General features: G+C 61.0%; 16 protein-coding genes. 8 read left to right on the top strand and 8 right to left on the bottom strand.

Annotated features, from left to right (window positions below; translation table 11 throughout):
• The 4 genes from QZ190_RS10380 to QZ190_RS10395 form a co-directional block, all read right to left on the bottom strand.
• On the bottom strand, positions 1-321 hold a 321-nt coding region (locus QZ190_RS10380), incomplete at its 3' end, for a S4 domain-containing protein (protein ID WP_291915819.1).
• A 69-nt stretch (positions 322-390) separates the two neighbouring features.
• The gene (locus tag QZ190_RS10385; protein ID WP_291915822.1) at positions 391-978 is read right to left on the bottom strand and encodes a c-type cytochrome; all 588 of its coding nucleotides are present in this window, start codon (positions 976-978) and stop codon (positions 391-393) included.
• A 40-nt stretch (positions 979-1018) separates the two neighbouring features.
• Complete coding sequence (locus QZ190_RS10390; protein WP_291915825.1) at positions 1019-2227, bottom strand: PQQ-dependent sugar dehydrogenase; 1209 nt, start codon at positions 2225-2227, stop codon at positions 1019-1021.
• Positions 2228-2353: 126 nt separating this feature from the next.
• Positions 2354-3061 carry a Crp/Fnr family transcriptional regulator gene (locus QZ190_RS10395; RefSeq protein WP_291915828.1) on the bottom strand — a complete coding sequence of 236 codons (708 nt, stop codon included), beginning with the start codon at positions 3059-3061 and terminating at the stop codon, positions 2354-2356.
• Between the two features lie 156 nt (positions 3062-3217).
• Between QZ190_RS10395 and QZ190_RS10400 the strand changes: the two genes are divergently transcribed.
• From QZ190_RS10400 to QZ190_RS10435, 8 genes are all read left to right on the top strand, one after another.
• Positions 3218-5164, top strand: a complete 1947-nt coding sequence (locus tag QZ190_RS10400) for a long-chain fatty acid--CoA ligase (protein ID WP_291915831.1) — start codon at positions 3218-3220, stop codon at positions 5162-5164.
• The gene (locus tag QZ190_RS10405; protein WP_291915833.1) at positions 5161-5943 is read left to right on the top strand and encodes an ABC transporter ATP-binding protein; all 783 of its coding nucleotides are present in this window, start codon (positions 5161-5163) and stop codon (positions 5941-5943) included. The genes QZ190_RS10400 and QZ190_RS10405 overlap by 4 nt, the downstream gene beginning before the upstream one ends.
• Positions 5944-5955: 12 nt before the next feature.
• Positions 5956-6885, top strand: a complete 930-nt coding sequence (locus QZ190_RS10410; RefSeq protein ID WP_291915836.1) for a branched-chain amino acid ABC transporter permease — start codon at positions 5956-5958, stop codon at positions 6883-6885.
• A 12-nt stretch (positions 6886-6897) separates the two neighbouring features.
• Positions 6898-7974 carry a branched-chain amino acid ABC transporter permease gene (locus QZ190_RS10415; RefSeq protein WP_291915838.1) on the top strand — a complete coding sequence of 359 codons (1077 nt, stop codon included), beginning with the start codon at positions 6898-6900 and terminating at the stop codon, positions 7972-7974.
• 67 nt (positions 7975-8041) lie between these two features.
• Entirely contained in the window at positions 8042-9379 is a 1338-nt protein-coding gene (locus tag QZ190_RS10420) for an ABC transporter substrate-binding protein (protein ID WP_291915841.1), read from the top strand.
• 135 nt (positions 9380-9514) lie between these two features.
• Complete coding sequence (locus QZ190_RS10425) at positions 9515-10324, top strand: ABC transporter ATP-binding protein (protein ID WP_090138045.1); 810 nt, start codon at positions 9515-9517, stop codon at positions 10322-10324.
• Between the two features lie 47 nt (positions 10325-10371).
• Complete coding sequence (locus QZ190_RS10430; RefSeq protein ID WP_291915847.1) at positions 10372-11628, top strand: phenylacetate--CoA ligase family protein; 1257 nt, start codon at positions 10372-10374, stop codon at positions 11626-11628.
• A 190-nt stretch (positions 11629-11818) separates the two neighbouring features.
• The gene (locus QZ190_RS10435; protein ID WP_291915849.1) at positions 11819-12805 is read left to right on the top strand and encodes a tripartite tricarboxylate transporter substrate-binding protein; all 987 of its coding nucleotides are present in this window, start codon (positions 11819-11821) and stop codon (positions 12803-12805) included.
• 157 nt (positions 12806-12962) lie between these two features.
• On the opposite strand, the gene QZ190_RS10440 is transcribed toward QZ190_RS10435, so the two are convergent.
• The 4 genes from QZ190_RS10440 to QZ190_RS10455 all read right to left on the bottom strand — a co-directional run.
• Positions 12963-13415: a biopolymer transporter ExbD gene (locus QZ190_RS10440; protein ID WP_291915852.1), complete on the bottom strand. Its 453-nt coding sequence runs from the start codon at positions 13413-13415 to the stop codon at positions 12963-12965.
• A 1-nt stretch (position 13416) separates the two neighbouring features.
• Positions 13417-13833 carry a biopolymer transporter ExbD gene (locus tag QZ190_RS10445; RefSeq protein ID WP_291915855.1) on the bottom strand — a complete coding sequence of 139 codons (417 nt, stop codon included), beginning with the start codon at positions 13831-13833 and terminating at the stop codon, positions 13417-13419.
• Positions 13834-13856: 23 nt separating this feature from the next.
• Positions 13857-14717, bottom strand: a complete 861-nt coding sequence (locus QZ190_RS10450) for a MotA/TolQ/ExbB proton channel family protein (RefSeq protein WP_291915858.1) — start codon at positions 14715-14717, stop codon at positions 13857-13859.
• Positions 14718-14776: 59 nt separating this feature from the next.
• The coding region (locus QZ190_RS10455; protein ID WP_291915861.1) for an energy transducer TonB at positions 14777-15289 on the bottom strand (513 nt) is incomplete at its 5' end.

Below are 15289 nucleotides of genomic sequence, written 5' to 3' on the forward strand. Positions count from 1 at the left end.
GGCGGGCTCGTGTCCGTCTTCGGCCTGGCCGCTCACATAGCCCATGGGCTTGTGCAGCAAGATGGTGACTTGCCGGTCTTGCTGCTGTTCAGCGGCTTTGTCGACGGTGATGCGGTCCGACAGCGTGACCTGCTGGCCCATGCTGGCGGGCTGGCCGTTGACGAACACCCAGCCTTGCTCGATCCAGGCATCGGCCTCGCGGCGCGAGCACATGCGCAGCTCGGCCATGCGTTTGTTCAGGCGCGAGGTGCCGCTGGGCGTGGCGGCTTCGCCCTTGCCTTCGGGGCGGGGGGCGCGTTTGAAAGCGGGGGGCTGGGTCATGGGTGAGCAGGGTCAAAAAAGGGCCAATGCGGCAGGGTGCCCATTGTCCCTTTTTTTAGCAGCACCCATTCAAGGGCTGTGCGCGAAAAAGTGCGCCAGGTCCTTGAGTTGCGCATCGTTGATGCCGTAGAGCGCTGCAGCCATGACGGTGTCGCGGCCGGGGCCGGGTTTGTCCCGGTACTCCTTCATCACGTCACGCAAGAACTGCTCTTGTTGGCTGGCCAGTCGCGGCACCTGGTCGCGCCCTTGGTGGGCGGGCAGGTGGCAGGTGCCGCACAGGGCCGCCTTGGCCAGGTCCTTGCCACGCTGAAAGCTTTGGGCATCGACTGGACCTTTGGCGATGGCCGGGGCCGGTTGTGCTGAGAAGTAGCGGGCCAGTGCCGTCAATTCGGCGTCGGGCACGCCGTCGAGCGAGCCTTTCATGGCCGGCACATCGCGCAGGCCTTCGCGGATCAACACCAGCTGGTTTTCAATGAAAACCCGAGGCTGGGCGGCCAATGACGGGATGGTCGGGATTTGCGACACACCGCCCGGTCCATGGCAAGCCACGCACTGGGCGGCACGTTCGGGGGCTTTGATGCTGGCGTTGACCTGGGCTGTGCCTGAAACGGCTGGCGCAGCGTTCTGCGCCAGCACGGTTCCGCCAGAGCTCAACATCAGGGCGGCTGTTGCCAGCGCCCTGATGCCCATTGGGCCATTACTTGGCATACGAGATGCGGTAGATGGCGCCCAGTTGCTCGTCCGAGACCAGCATGGAACCATCGGGCATTTGCAGCATGTAAGTGGGGCGGCCCCAGAAGCTGTTGTCCGCATCGTCCTTGAAGCCGGTCAGGAAGGGAGCGGTCTTGACGTTCTTGCCTTCGGCATCGGTGGTGACGGCCACCACGTCAAAGCCCAGCTTTTTGGTGCGGTTCCAGGAGCCTTTGCGCGCCACGAACAGGGCGTTCTTGTACTCGGCAGGGAACATGTTGCCGGTGTAGAAGGTCACACCCATCACCGCAGCGTGAGGGCCCATGTTGGTGACCGGCAAGGTCACGCCGTCGCAAGGCTTGTCTTTTTTGATGTCGCGGTCTGCAACACCGCTGGCATGGCAGTACGGGAAGCCGAAGTTCAAACCGGTTTTGGACATGCGGTTGAGTTCGTCATCCGGGGTGTCGTCGCCCATCCAGTCGCGGCCGTGGTCACTGAACCACATTTCTTTGGTCACGGGGTGCCAGTCAAAGCCCACTGTGTTGCGCACGCCGGTGGCGATCACTTCCATGCCCGAGCCATCGGCGTTGTAGCGGCGGATCTGAGCGTATTCAGCACCGGGCTCGCAGATGTTGCATGGGGCGCCAAAAGGCACATACAGCTTGCCGTCTGGTCCAAAGCTCAGGTATTTCCAGTTGTGGTGTTGCAGCGGGGGCAACTTGAAGGCGGCGGTCATGTCGACCGGCTGGGCGTTGGGGTTGGCTTCGATGCCGTCATAGCGCAGCACTTTGTCAATGGCCATGACGTACAGATTGCCCTTGTGCATGGTGACAGCGGGTTGGTTCAGCTTGTCGACCAGCACGCGGCTGGTGCGTTCTTGGCCGTTGTCGCTGATTTCGTAAACGCGGCCCAGGCCGCGGGTGCCCGCGTAAATTTTGCCGCCTTCGCCACGGCTCATGGCACGCACGCCAGGTGTGCCGGTAGACCAGATTTCGATCTTGAAGCCTGGCGGCAGTTTGAGTTTGTTCAGGGGGATGTCGGCCGCTGGGGTGACCGTCAGCTTGCCTGCCAGGGGGGCCAGGGTGGAGTTGGCCATGTCGGCAGGCATGCCTTGTTTCCATGCCGGCGGGGGGGCGGCAGGTGCCGCTGTTTGGGCCATGGTTTGACCCAGGCCGATCGACACCAAGGCGGCGCACACTGCAATTTTCTTGAACATCCTAAAAGCTCCTGAAAAGTTGACGAAAGAACTGGCTGGAGCGTAGTCGCGTCAAATACCCATGCGTACAGGGTTATTGCTGAGGACAATTGGTTTTGGGTCGCACAAATGACAAGGCCGCAAGCTTTAAAAAGAGGCCGTGCGCAGCCCCTGCAAATCCAGGATGCGCAGCCCGCCGTACTCGATGCGGATGAGCTCACGCGCCTCGAGCACGCGCAGCGCTTCGTTCACACGCTGGCGTGATAAGCCCACCAAGTAGGCCAGCTCTTGCTGGGTGATGCGCAGCACCTCGCCCACGCCGGAAAACAGCACCGGGTTGAACAAGGTGGCCAGGTGCCGGGCCAGGCGCAGCTCGGGGTTGGTCATGCGGTCGAGTTCGCGTGCCGCGATGAATTGGCCCAGCCGCTCGTTGAGCTGCTGCATGATGAAGCGGTTAAAACCCAGCGAGTGGTCGATCAGCCAGTGAAAAGTCTCCAGCGGCAGGCCTGCCACCACGCTGGGGCGCAGCGGCTGGATGTTGTAGCGGTAGACCTCGCGCTTGAGCGCCGTGCCCTCGCCAAACCAGCCGCCGGGTGGCACGCCAGTGAAGGTCATGGTCTGGCCGCTTTCGTTGTCGCTGCTCATTTTGAGCAGGCCCGAGATCACACCAAACCAGTAGGTCACGGGGCGCCCCACACGGCACACGTAGTCGCCCACCTGCGGGTCACTCACCACCAGCTGCGGCACGATTTCCAGGCGCTCTTGTGGGCGCAGCAGGTGCAGCCACGGGATCATTTGAAGTTCCGCCTCGGTGGGTGCGCGGCGGCGCTGGTAAACGCTTCTTTCGGGTGCCATGTCGGATGGGTGGATCGTCAGGAAGTGGTCAGATGGGCTAGGGGTCTTCCCTGAATTGTCGTCCAAACGACAACTTGACGTCAAATGAATGCCTAACATCCGGCCCAGTTCAGTCGCATTGCATTCAATGCACCGTTTTTGGAGACAGGTCAGGTCATGCAAACAACGTTTCCCCGTTTGATGCTCAAGCATGCTGCCGAGCGCCCCACGGCGCCCGCTCTGCGCGAGAAGGAATATGGCATTTGGCAAACCACCAGCTGGTCGGATCTGGCCCGCTTGGTCCAGTCCGTGGCCTGCGGTTTGCACCAGGCAGGCTTGCAGCGCGGCGAGCACCTGATCGTGGTCGGCTCCAACCGCCCGCGTTTGTACGCCACCATGCTGGCCGCGCAGTCACTGGGCGCGATTCCTGTGCCGCTGTACCAAGATGCGGCCGCTGCCGAATGCGTTTTCCCCATCACCAACGCCGAAGTGCGCTTTGCCGTGGTGGAAGACCAGGAGCAGGTCGACAAGATGCTGGAAGTGCGCGAGCAGTGCCCGCAGCTGACGCACATTTATTACGACGATCCACGCGGCTTGCGCAAGTACACCGAAGACGGCTTGGGCTCGCTCGAAGAGCTGATTGCTGCAGGCGGGGTGTTTGCGCAGCAGCATCCGCAGTTTTTCAGCGAAGAAGTTGAAAAAGCGGTCTACACCGATGTGGCGGCGATGTTCTTCACCTCGGGCACCACGGGCAACCCCAAGGGCGTGGTGCACACGCACAGCTCCTTGATCGACCGCGCCGAAGCGGGCGCCGAGTTTGACAAGCTGACCAGCGCCGAAGACGTGCTGGCCTACATGCCGCCCGCCTGGATCGGCCAGAACATCTTCAGCTACGCGCAGTGGCTGGTGTGCGGTTATGTGGTCAATTGCCCAGAGTCCTCGTCCACCGTGACCATCGACCTCAAAGAGATTGGCCCCACTTATTACTTTGCGCCCCCTCGTGTGTTCGAGGGCATGCTCACCAGCGTGATGATCCGCATGGAAGACGCGGGCAGCCTCAAGCGCAAGCTGTTTCACCACTTCATGGGTGTGGCCAAAAAAGTCGGCCCCGCCTTGATGGACGGCCAATCGGTCGGCTTCATGGACCGACTGGTGTACGGCTTGGGCAACCTCATGGTCTATGGCCCCTTGCGCAACAACATGGGTTTCAGTCGCGTGCGTGTGGCCTACACCGCAGGCGAAGCGATTGGCCCCGATTTGTTCACCTTTTTCCGCTCGATTGGTGTGAACATCAAGCAGCTGTACGGCTCGACCGAAACCGCCGTGTTTGTGTGCCTGCAGCCCGACAACGAAGCGCGTGCCGACACCGTGGGTGTGCCCTGCAAGGGCGTGGAAATCAAGGTCGCCGACAACGGCGAGATCATGGTCAAGTCGCCCGGCTTGCTCAAGGGTTACTACAAAAACCAGAAGGCCACAGACGAAGTGTTGACGGCCGACGGCTGGTACCACACCAGCGACGCGGGTTTCATCGACAGCCATGGTCACTTGAAGATCATCGACCGCGTCAAAGACGTGGGCCGCATCCAGGGCGGTGCCAACGACGGCGCGATGTTTGCGCCCAAGTACGTCGAGAACAAACTCAAGTTCTTCCCGCACATCAAAGAGGTGGTGGCCTATGGCGACCAGCGCGAAAAAGTGTGCGTGATGCTCAACATCGACTTTGACGCCGTGGGCAACTGGGCCGAGCGCCGCAACCTGCCCTATGCCGGTTACACCGACTTGGCACAAAAGCCCGAGGTGTACCAGCTCATCAAGGAGTGTGTGGAAAAGGTCAACGCCGATCTGGCCGAAGACGCCATGCTGGCTGGCAGCCAGGTCTCGCGATTCTTGATCCTGCACAAAGAACTGGACGCCGACGACGGCGAGTTGACCCGCACCAACAAGGTCCGCCGCGGCTTCATCGCCGACAAATACAAACCGCTGGTCGATGGCCTGTATGAAGGCAAGACCGAGCAGTTCATCGAGACGGTGGTGAAGTTTGAAGACGGCCGCACCGGCAGCGTGAGCGCCACGCTCAAGATTTCCGACGCCAAAACATTCACACCCGTGAAGGCAGCAGCATGACCAAGAAAATCGGCGACGTCATCCTGGACGTCAACAACATCAGTTTGCGCTTCGGCGGCGTGAAGGCGCTGACCGACATCTCGTTCAACGTGCGCGAGCACGAAGTGCGGGCCATCATTGGTCCCAACGGCGCGGGCAAGAGCTCGATGCTCAACTGCATCAACGGGGTGTACACCCCGCAAGAGGGCAGCATCACCTTCCGTGGCCAAAAGTTTGACCACATGAACAGCCGTCAAGTGGCCGAGATGGGCATTGCCCGTACTTTCCAGAACTTGGCTTTGTTCAAGGGCATGAGCGTGATCGACAACATCATGACCGGCCGCAACCTGCACATCAAAAGCAACCTGTTCATGCAGGCTTTGCGCATCGGCCCCGCCCAGCGTGAGGAAGAAGAGCATCGCGAATTTGTCGAGCACATCATCGACTTTCTGGAAATCCAGGCCTTCCGTAAAACGCCGGTGGGCCAACTGCCTTATGGCTTGCAAAAGCGGGTCGATTTGGGCCGCGCCCTGGCCATGGAGCCCAAGGTGCTTTTGCTCGACGAACCCATGGCCGGCATGAACATGGAAGAAAAGCAGGACATGTGCCGCTTCATTCTGGATGTGAACGACGAGTTCGGCTCGACCATCGTGCTGATCGAGCACGACATGGGCGTGGTGATGGACATTTCGGACCGCGTGGTGGTGCTGGACTACGGCAAAAAAATCGGCGACGGGACTCCCGAAGAAGTGCGCAACAACGAAGAAGTGATCAGTGCCTATCTGGGCACCAGCCACTGAGGAGAACAAGACATGGCATTTTTCCTGGAAGCTCTTTTTGGCGGTCTCATGGCCGGCATGCTCTATGCGCTGGTGGCGCTGGGCTTTGTGCTGATTTTCAAGGCCTCGGGCGTGTTCAACTTCGCGCAAGGCGCGATGGTGTTGTTCGCGGCTTTGGCCATGGCGCGTTTTTCCGAATGGGTCCCCGGCTGGCTGGGCATTGAAGACAAGTTCCTGGGCAACCTGATCGCCTTTGTGCTGGCGGCTGCCATCATGTTCATGCTGGCCTGGCTGATCGAGCGCCTGGTGCTGCGCCACTTGGTCAACCAGGAAGGCGTGACCTTGCTGATGGCCACCTTGGGCATCACCTATTTCCTGGATGGTTTGGGTCAGACCATCTTTGGCAGTGACATCTACAAGATCGACGTGGGCATGCCCAAAGACCCGGTGTTCCTGTTCGACTCGGTTTTCCCCGGCGGCGTGCTGGTCAACCTCGAAGACGTGTATGCGGCCTGTATCGCGGCTTTGCTGGTGGTGGTGTTGTCGCTGTTCTTCCAAAAGACCAGCACGGGCCGCGCCCTGCGTGCGGTGGCCGATGACCACCAAGCGGCGCAGTCGATTGGCATCCCGCTCAACCGCATCTGGGTGATCGTCTGGTTCGTGGCCGGCATCACCGCCTTGGTGGCCGGCATCATCTGGGGCTCCAAGATGGGCGTGCAGTTCTCGCTGACCACCGTGGCTTTGCGTGCTTTGCCCGTGATCATTTTGGGTGGCCTGACTTCGGTGCCCGGCGCCATCATCGGCGGCCTGATCATCGGTGTGGGTGAGAAACTGTCCGAGGTGTACCTAGGACCCTATGTGGGCGGCGGCATCGAAATCTGGTTTGCTTATGTGCTGGCGCTGGTGTTCTTGCTGTTCCGTCCGCAAGGCCTGTTCGGCGAAAAAATCATCGACCGCGTGTAAGGAGAGAAAAACATGTTTTACAGAGAAAACGGTCAGTACAAGACCTCTTACCGCAGCGACCAGCAGATCTTTGCCATTGCGCAAGACCGCTGGGCCATCCTGGCGCTGATCGCCTTCGCCTTCATCGGTGTGCCATTCCTCGTCGATGAGTACATGTTCCGTGCCATCCTGATCCCCTTCCTCATCCTGTCTTTGGCGGCTTTGGGGGTGAACATCCTGGTCGGTTACTGCGGTCAGATTTCGCTGGGTTCGGGCGCTTTCATGGCGGTTGGAGCCTACATGGCCTACAACACCTACATCCGCGTCGAGGGCATGCCCTTGATCGTGGCGCTGCTGGCCGGGGGCTTTTTTGCGACCTTGGTGGGCATGTTCTTTGGTATTCCCAGCTTGCGCGTCAAAGGCCTGTATTTGGCTGTGGCCACGCTGGCGGCGCAGTTCTTTTGTGATTGGGCCTTCTTGCGTGTGGGCTGGTTCACCAACAACAATGCCTCGGGCTCGGTTTCGGTGTCCAACCTGAATGTGTTTGGTTGGGCCATCGATACCCCACTGCAAAAGTACCTGTTCTGTCTGGTCTTCTTGGTCGTGTTTGGTTTGCTGGCCAAAAATCTGGTGCGCTCGGCCATTGGCCGTGAGTGGATGGCCATCCGCGACATGGACGTGGCGGCGGCCGTGATCGGGATTCGGCCGGTGTACGCCAAGCTCAGCGCTTTTGCCGTGAGCTCATTCATAGTCGGCGTGGCGGGCGGCCTGTGGGGCTTTGTGCATCTGGGTTCTTGGGAGCCAGCGGCCTTCTCGATTGACCGCTCTTTCCAGCTCTTGTTCATGGTCATCATCGGCGGCATGGGCTCCATCATGGGCAGCTTCTTTGGTGCGGCCTTCATCGTGATCTTGCCGATTTTCCTGAACCAGTTTCTGCCTGCGGTGGGTGACATGGTGGGCGTCAACATTTCGACCGCGGCCGTCTCGCACACCGAGTTCATGATTTTTGGTGCCCTGATTGTGTGGTTCCTGATTGTGGAGCCGCATGGTCTGGCCAAACTGTGGTCGGTGGCCAAGCAAAAGTTGCGCCTCTGGCCCTTCCCGCACTGATGTGCAGCGATTTTTTCCGAGTGTTTTTTTACCCCCAGTGCTTCCCTTTTTTAACAGGAGACAAACCATGAAGCTTCGTCAACTCGTTCTGGCCACCACGGTGGCGGCTGCCGGTCTTGCCAGTGCGCTGGTCAGCACCGTGGCCACGGCCCAAACCAAAGAGCAGTTTTTCCCCGTGCTGGTCTACCGCACCGGCGCATACGCCCCCAATGGCGTGCCCTTTGCCAACGGCTATGTCGACTACCTCAAGCTGGTCAATGCCCGCGGCGGCATCAACGGCGTGAAGGTCAGCTTTGAAGAGTGCGAAACCGCCTACGCCACAGACCGCGGCGTGGAATGCTACGAGCGCCTGAAGGGCAAGAACGGCGGCGCGACCGTGTTCCAGCCTTTGTCGACGGGTATCACCTTCGCCCTGACTGAAAAAGCCCCTGGCGACAAGATCCCCTTGATCACTGCAGGTTACGGCCGCAGCGAGTCGGCTGACGGCGGCGTGTTCAAGTGGAACTTCCCCTTGGCAGGCACGTACTGGGTGGCCGGTGACGTCATCGTCCAGGACATTGCCAAGCGAGCCGGTGGTGTTGACAAGCTCAAGGGCAAGCACATCGCGCTGGTCTACCACGACAGCCCATTCGGCAAAGAAGCCATCCCGATTCTGCAAGAGCGTGCTGCCATGCACGGCTTCAAGCTGAGCCTGCTGCCCGTGACCCACCCTGGCGTGGAACAAAAATCAACCTGGCTGCAGATTCGCCGCGACCGCCCTGACTACGTGGTCAACTGGGGCTGGGGTGTGATGAACTCCACCTTGCTCAAGGAAGCTCAAGCCACCGGCTACCCCCGTGAAAACATCTGGGGCGTGTGGTGGGCAGGTGCCGAGCCTGATGTCAAGGACATCGGCATGGGCGCCAAGGGCTACAACGCCATCACCATGCAGCACGGCACCGAAAAGGGCTCTGCGATTGTGAAGGAAGTGCTGGAGAAGTTGCACGCCAAAGGCCAGGGCACCGGCCCCAAGGATGAAGTGGGCGAAGTGCTGTACATGCGCGGTTTGTTCAGCGCCATGTTCGCGGTGGAAGGTGTGCGTCAAGCCCAAGAGAAGTACGGCAAGGGCAAAGTCATGACCGGCGAGCAAGCACGCTGGGGTTATGAAAACCTGAACCTGACCCAGCCCAAGCTCGATGCCCTGGGCTTCAAGGGTGTGTTGCGTCCGATCTCCACGTCTTGCGCTGACCACATGGGTGCCAACTGGGCGCGTATCCACACATGGGACGGCGCCAAGTGGCAATTCTCCAGCGACTGGTACCAGGCCGATGAGCAGATCATCAAGCCCATGGTGAAAGCCGCTGCCGACAAGTACGCCGCCGAGAAGAAGATCACACGCCGCACCCCTGCGGATTGCCAGTCCTGATCGGTGAACAGCCCGCTGCGCAAGCGGCGGGCTGCAGCTGCGCGGTGGTTTGCGCCATCGGCAGCTGCCAAATGAAACCCTTGCGTGCAGCGGTTTCATTTGGCTTGAACCCCAGAATTTGAAAAGGCACAGTCCATGAGCGACAAAAACATTGTTCTGAACGTCAACGGCATCGAGGTCATTTACAACCACGTCATTCTGGTGCTCAAGGGCGTGTCCCTGCAGGTGCCCGAGCAAGGCATTGTGGCTTTGCTGGGCGGCAACGGCGCGGGCAAGACCACCACGCTGCGGGCCATCTCCAACTTGCTGCAAGGCGAGCGCGGCGAGGTGACCAAGGGTTCGATCGAGCTGCGTGGCGAGCGCATCGAAAACCTGTCGCCTGCCGACCTGGTGAACCGGGGCGTGGTGCAGGTCATGGAAGGCCGTCACTGCTTTGCCCACCTGACCATCGAAGAAAACCTGATGACCGGCAGCTACACCCGCACCGACAAGGGCGAGATCGCGGCCAATCTGGACAAGGTCTACACCTATTTCCCACGCCTGAAGACCCGCCGCACCTCGCAAGCGGCCTACACCTCGGGCGGTGAGCAGCAAATGTGTGCCATTGGCCGCGCCCTGATGACCAACCCCAATATGGTGCTTTTGGACGAGCCTTCCATGGGCTTGGCCCCGCAGATCGTGGAAGAAGTGTTCAACATCGTCAAGGACCTGAACGAGAAGGAAAAAGTGACCTTCCTGATCGCTGAGCAGAACACCAACATGGCCCTTAAATACGCTGACTATGGCTACATCATGGAGTCGGGCCGCATCGTGATGGACGGCGCGGCCGAAGACCTGCGCACCAACGAAGATGTGAAAGAGTTTTATTTGGGCATGGGCGGTGGTGAACGCAAGAGCTTCAAGGACGTGAAGAGCTACAAGCGCCGCAAGCGCTGGTTGGCTTGAGTCTTGGTCCGCCCCGTTTTCCTCAGCAGTACCCCCGGAAAGTCCCCATGAGCCAGCACTTTGACGCACTGGAAACCCGCAGCCCGCAAGCGCGTGAAGCCGCCCTGATGGCCGCCTTGCCCGCACAAATTGCACACGCCAAGGCCCATGCCCCCGCCTTTGCCGAGTTGCTGCGCGATGTCGATGCCGCCAGCGTCAACAGCCGGTCCGCTTTGGCCACGCTGCCGGTCATCCGCAAATACGAACTGCTGGAGCGTCAAAAAGCTGCGCGTGCCTCGGGTGGCAATGTGTTTGGTGGATTCAGCACGCTAGGCTTTGGGCAAGGCATGACCCGCGTGTTTGCCAGCCCCGGCACGATTTATGAGCCCGAAGGCACCCGCGCCGATTACTGGCGCATGGCCCGCACCATGTTTGCAGCCGGCTTTCGCCCAGGCGAGTTGATCCACAACTGCTTCAGCTACCACTTCACGCCTGCGGGCTCCATGATGGAAACCGGTGCCCATGCCTTGGGCTGCACCGTGTTCCCGGGCGGCATTGGCCAGACCGAGCAGCAAGTGGGCGCCATGGCCGAGCTGCAGCCTGCGGGCTACATTGGCACGCCCAGTTTCCTGAAAATCATCCTCGAAAAAGCCGCCGAAATGGGTGTGGCCCTGCCCAGCCTGCGCAAGGCACTGGTCTCGGGCGAGGCCTTTCCGCCCAGCCTGCGTGACTGGATGACGGCTCACGGCGTGGACGCCTACCAGTGCTATGCCACGGCCGATGTGGGCCTGATCGCTTACGAAACCGCCTCGCGTGAAGGCCTGGTGCTGGACGAAGGTGTGATCGTCGAGATCGTGCGCCCTGGCACCGGTGACCCGGTGCCCGAGGGCGAGGTGGGCGAGCTGGTCATCACCACGCTCAACCCCGACTACCCGCTGATCCGTTTTGGCACGGGCGACTTGTCGGCCATCCTGCCCGGCACTTGCCCTACCGGCCGCACCGGACAGCGCATCAAGGGCTGGATGGGCCGGGCCGACCAGACCACCAAGATCCGGGGCATGTTTGTGCACCCCGGCCAGGTGGCCGAAATCGTCAAGCGCTTCCCTGAAGTGAGCAAGGCGCGTTTGGTGGTGACCGGCGAGATGGCCAACGACCAGATGGCGCTGCATGTCGAGACGGGATTGCTCACTGATGAAGGCCTCAAAACCCGTGTGGCCGATGCGGTGCGCGACGTGACCAAGTTGCGTGGCGAAGTCCATCTGGTGGCGCAGGGCAGCTTGGCCAACGATGGCAAAGTGATCGAAGACGCCCGCAGCTACCAATAATTGCTGGGGGTCGTGACCAGAGGCTGACGCTTCGGTTTTGGGTGCTCCTTGCACGCTTTGGGGGCATCTGGGGGCCCGTCAAATCCTTTTTGAAAACAAGGACATACAAGGGTTGGTGGCTAGGTAATTTCCGCGATTTGACGACACTCTGGTGGTTTTAAAATACCCAGTCATTTTTAGGAGTTTGTCAATGAAGCAATGGATCGCACTCGCCACCTTGGCAGCAGTCTCTATGGGGGCTCACGCCCAGACCTATCCCGGTAACAAGCCGGTGTCCATCGTGGTGCCGTTCACGGCGGGCGGTCCAACCGACCGCGTGGCCCGCGACTTGGCGGAAGCCATGCGCAAGCTCATCCCGGGCAGCAACTTTGTGGTCGAAAACGCTGCGGGCGCTGGCGGCACGATCGGTGCCACCAAGGTGGCCAAGGCCAACCCCGATGGCCACACCCTGTTGCTGTTCCACATCGGCATGGCGGCCACTCCCGCCTTGTACCGCAAGATTGGCTACAAGCCGCTGGAAGACTTCGAGTTCCTGGGCATGGTCAACGACGTGCCCATGACGCTGATCGGCAAGCCCCAATTGCCCGCCAACACCTACCGCGACTTTGAAAACTACATCCGCGCCAACGCGGGCAAACTGAACATCGCCCATGCAGGTTTGGGCTCCGCCTCGCACATCTGTGGCCTGCTGTGGCAGTCCAACGTCCAGACCAAGGAAGCCATGACCACCATCCCGTTTGGCGGCACCGCGCCCGCCATGACCGCCTTGATCGGCGGCCAGGTGGACATGATGTGTGACCAGACCACCAACACCACCGCCCAGATCGAAGGTGGCCGCGTGAAGGCTTTTGCCGTGACCACGGCCAAGCCCCTGAGCACACACCCCGTGCTCAAGCATTACCCCAGCTTGCAAGAGATGGGCATGAAAAACTTCAATCTGACCATCTGGCACGGCCTGTATGCCCCCAAAGGCACGCCAGCAGCGGTCACCAAGCTGCTCAATGACACCCTGAAGAAGGCCCTGAAAGACCCAGAGTTCATCAAGAAGAACGAAGCCTTGGGTGCCCTCGTGGTGACCGACAACCGCACCGACCCGGCCGAGCACAAGAAGTTCGTGGCCGCCGAGATGGTGAAGATCAAGGCTGCTGTGGATGCGGCTGGCAAGTACGCCGACTGACAGCCACCAGGCTCACTTTCATAAGCCCGACCTGGTCGGGCTTTTTGTTCTGTACTCGGTGTCACCGGGTTGATGACCTGTCTTGGGGTAGCAGCCCACCCAGTGGGCGATGGGCGAGGTGCACGCCTGTCAAACCCGGATGAAAGCCAGCAGCCGTTCAGTTGCCGAACTTTTCGGTGCCCAAAATGCCCAGCTTGTTCAAGCCTTGCCGTTGGGCACCGGCCAGCACGGCGGCCGTGGCTTCGTATTTGGCTTGGGGGTGCGATCGGATGTGCAACTCGGGCTGGGGCTGCAGTGCAGCGGCCTGGCTCAACTGGCCCTGCAAAGCCACACGATCCGCCAAGGCCTGTCCGTTCCACGAGATCACCGAGTTGGCATCGATGTCGATGCGAATGACCTGCGGCGGTGTGGGTGGTGGCGCGGCGTTGGCCACGGGCATATCCAGGTTGACCGCGTGCAATTGCGGGGGGATGGTGATGATCAGCATGATCAGCAGCACAAGCATCACGTCGATCAGCGGGGTGGTGTTGATGTCCATCATCAACTCGTCTTCTTCGGGCGGGCTCAGGCTGGGGGGCTGGTGGCTCAGAAAGCCGGTGCTCGGTTTCATGTCAGTTCCCCGGGTCGGTGATGAAGCCGACTTTCGCGATGCCTGCGCGTTGCACAGCGTTCATGACCTGCCCGACGGCAGCAAAGTCGCTTTGTGCATCGCCTCGAATGTGCACTTCAGGCTGGGGTTGCAGCACCGAAAACTTCTTCAGCCGCTCACGCAAATCAGCCGCGTCTTTCATCGGGGTGTCGTACAAAAAAATCTGTCCGGACTTGTTCACCGAAATGATCAGGTTTTCCGGCAAGGTTTGGCGCACCTGGTTTTTTTCCTGCGGTAAATTGACCTGGATGGAGGTGGTCACCACGGGAATAGTGATCAGGAAAATGATCAGCAGCACCAGCATCACGTCCACCAGGGGCGTGGTGTTGATGGTGCTCATGATGTCGTCTTCGGACTCGGTGCCGATGTGCATGGCCATGGCGCAGTCTCCGGTGTGGCGGGTTATTTTTTGGCCGAAGACAGCAGCACGGCGTGCAGGTCTGCCCCAAAGGCGTTGACTTCTTCCATCACCGCCTTGTTGCGGCGCACCAGCCAGTTGTAGCCCAAGACCGCCGGCACCGCCACGGCCAAGCCGATGGCGGTCATGATCAAGGCTTCACCCACGGGGCCAGCCACTTTGTCGATGCTGGCCTGGCCCGACATGCCGATCTTGACCAGCGCATGGTAGATGCCCCAAACGGTACCGAACAAACCCACAAAGGGCGCGGTGGAGCCCACCGTGGCCAGCACCGCCAGGCCGTCTTGCAAGCGGCTTTGTATGGTGCCCAGGGCGCGCTGCAGGCTCATGCTGACCCAGGTGTTGAAGTCCACGGCGCTGAGCAGGCCCTCGTGCCGGTTGGCGCTCTCCAGTCCTTTTTCGACGATGAAGCGGTAGGGGCTGGCGGCGTCGAGCCCATCCGCGGCCTGGCGCAGGCTGGCCGCGGTCCAGAAGTCACCCTGAGCGGCCTGGCCATGCTTGCGCATGCGTGATTGTTCGAGGAACTTGGTGAAGATCACGTACCAACTGCCCACGCTCATGAGCACCAAAATCAGCAGCGTGATCTTGGCCACGGCATCGCCCTGCGCCCACAGCGCGCCCAGGCCGTAGGGGTTGTCGATGACTTCGCCGTTTGGGACTGTGGTGCTGGCTGCGGCCGTGGCCGGGCTGGCCGGAGTACCCAGTGTGGCTGTGGTGGCAGGTGCTGCAACAGCAGCAGATGCAGCGGGGGACGCCGCCGTGGAGGTGTTGGCCCAGGCCGCGCCGCTGAGCAAAGCAGTCGACAGGCTCAGGCTAACCAGAGTGAGTTGAATGGGGGTGCGCATCGGGTGGGACTCCTTGGGTCGTGGCTGTGGGGGCGTGTTCGTGGGTGTGCGGGGGTGGCTCATTCGAGCCGCCAGGTGTATTTCATGCTGGCCCATGCTTGCTCAGGGCGGCCGTCCACGGTGGCGGGCTGGAATCGGCATTTGGACAAACCCGCACGGGCGGCTTCATCCAGGCGTTTGAAGCCCGAGCTCTTTTCGATCTCGGACTGGATCACTTTGCCATCGACCCCGACCAAAAAGCGCAGGCTCACGGTGCCTTCTTCTTCCATGCGCCGCGATGCGCTGGGGTAGTCGGGTTTGTCGCATTGGGCAGCGCTGACGCTGGCAGGGGTGCGCGTGGGCGGTGCAGCGCGTGCCGGGGCCGCAGGCGCAGTTGCGACGGCGGGTGCGGGTTGTGGATTGCTGCTGGGCACGGCCGTGATGGCCTGTGCGGGCGCGGTGCTGGGCCCAACAGCCACCTCGGCTCGGGGCACTTGGGCAGGTGGTGCTGGGCTGGGTGTCGCTGCTGCAGGAGGCGGCGCTGGCGCGACTGGCGGCGGTGGAGGGGTCGGTTGTGGCGTGGGCGTCGGCGG

This window comes from Limnohabitans sp. (assembly GCF_017848645.1).
Lineage (GTDB): Bacteria > Pseudomonadota > Gammaproteobacteria > Burkholderiales > Burkholderiaceae_C > Limnohabitans_A.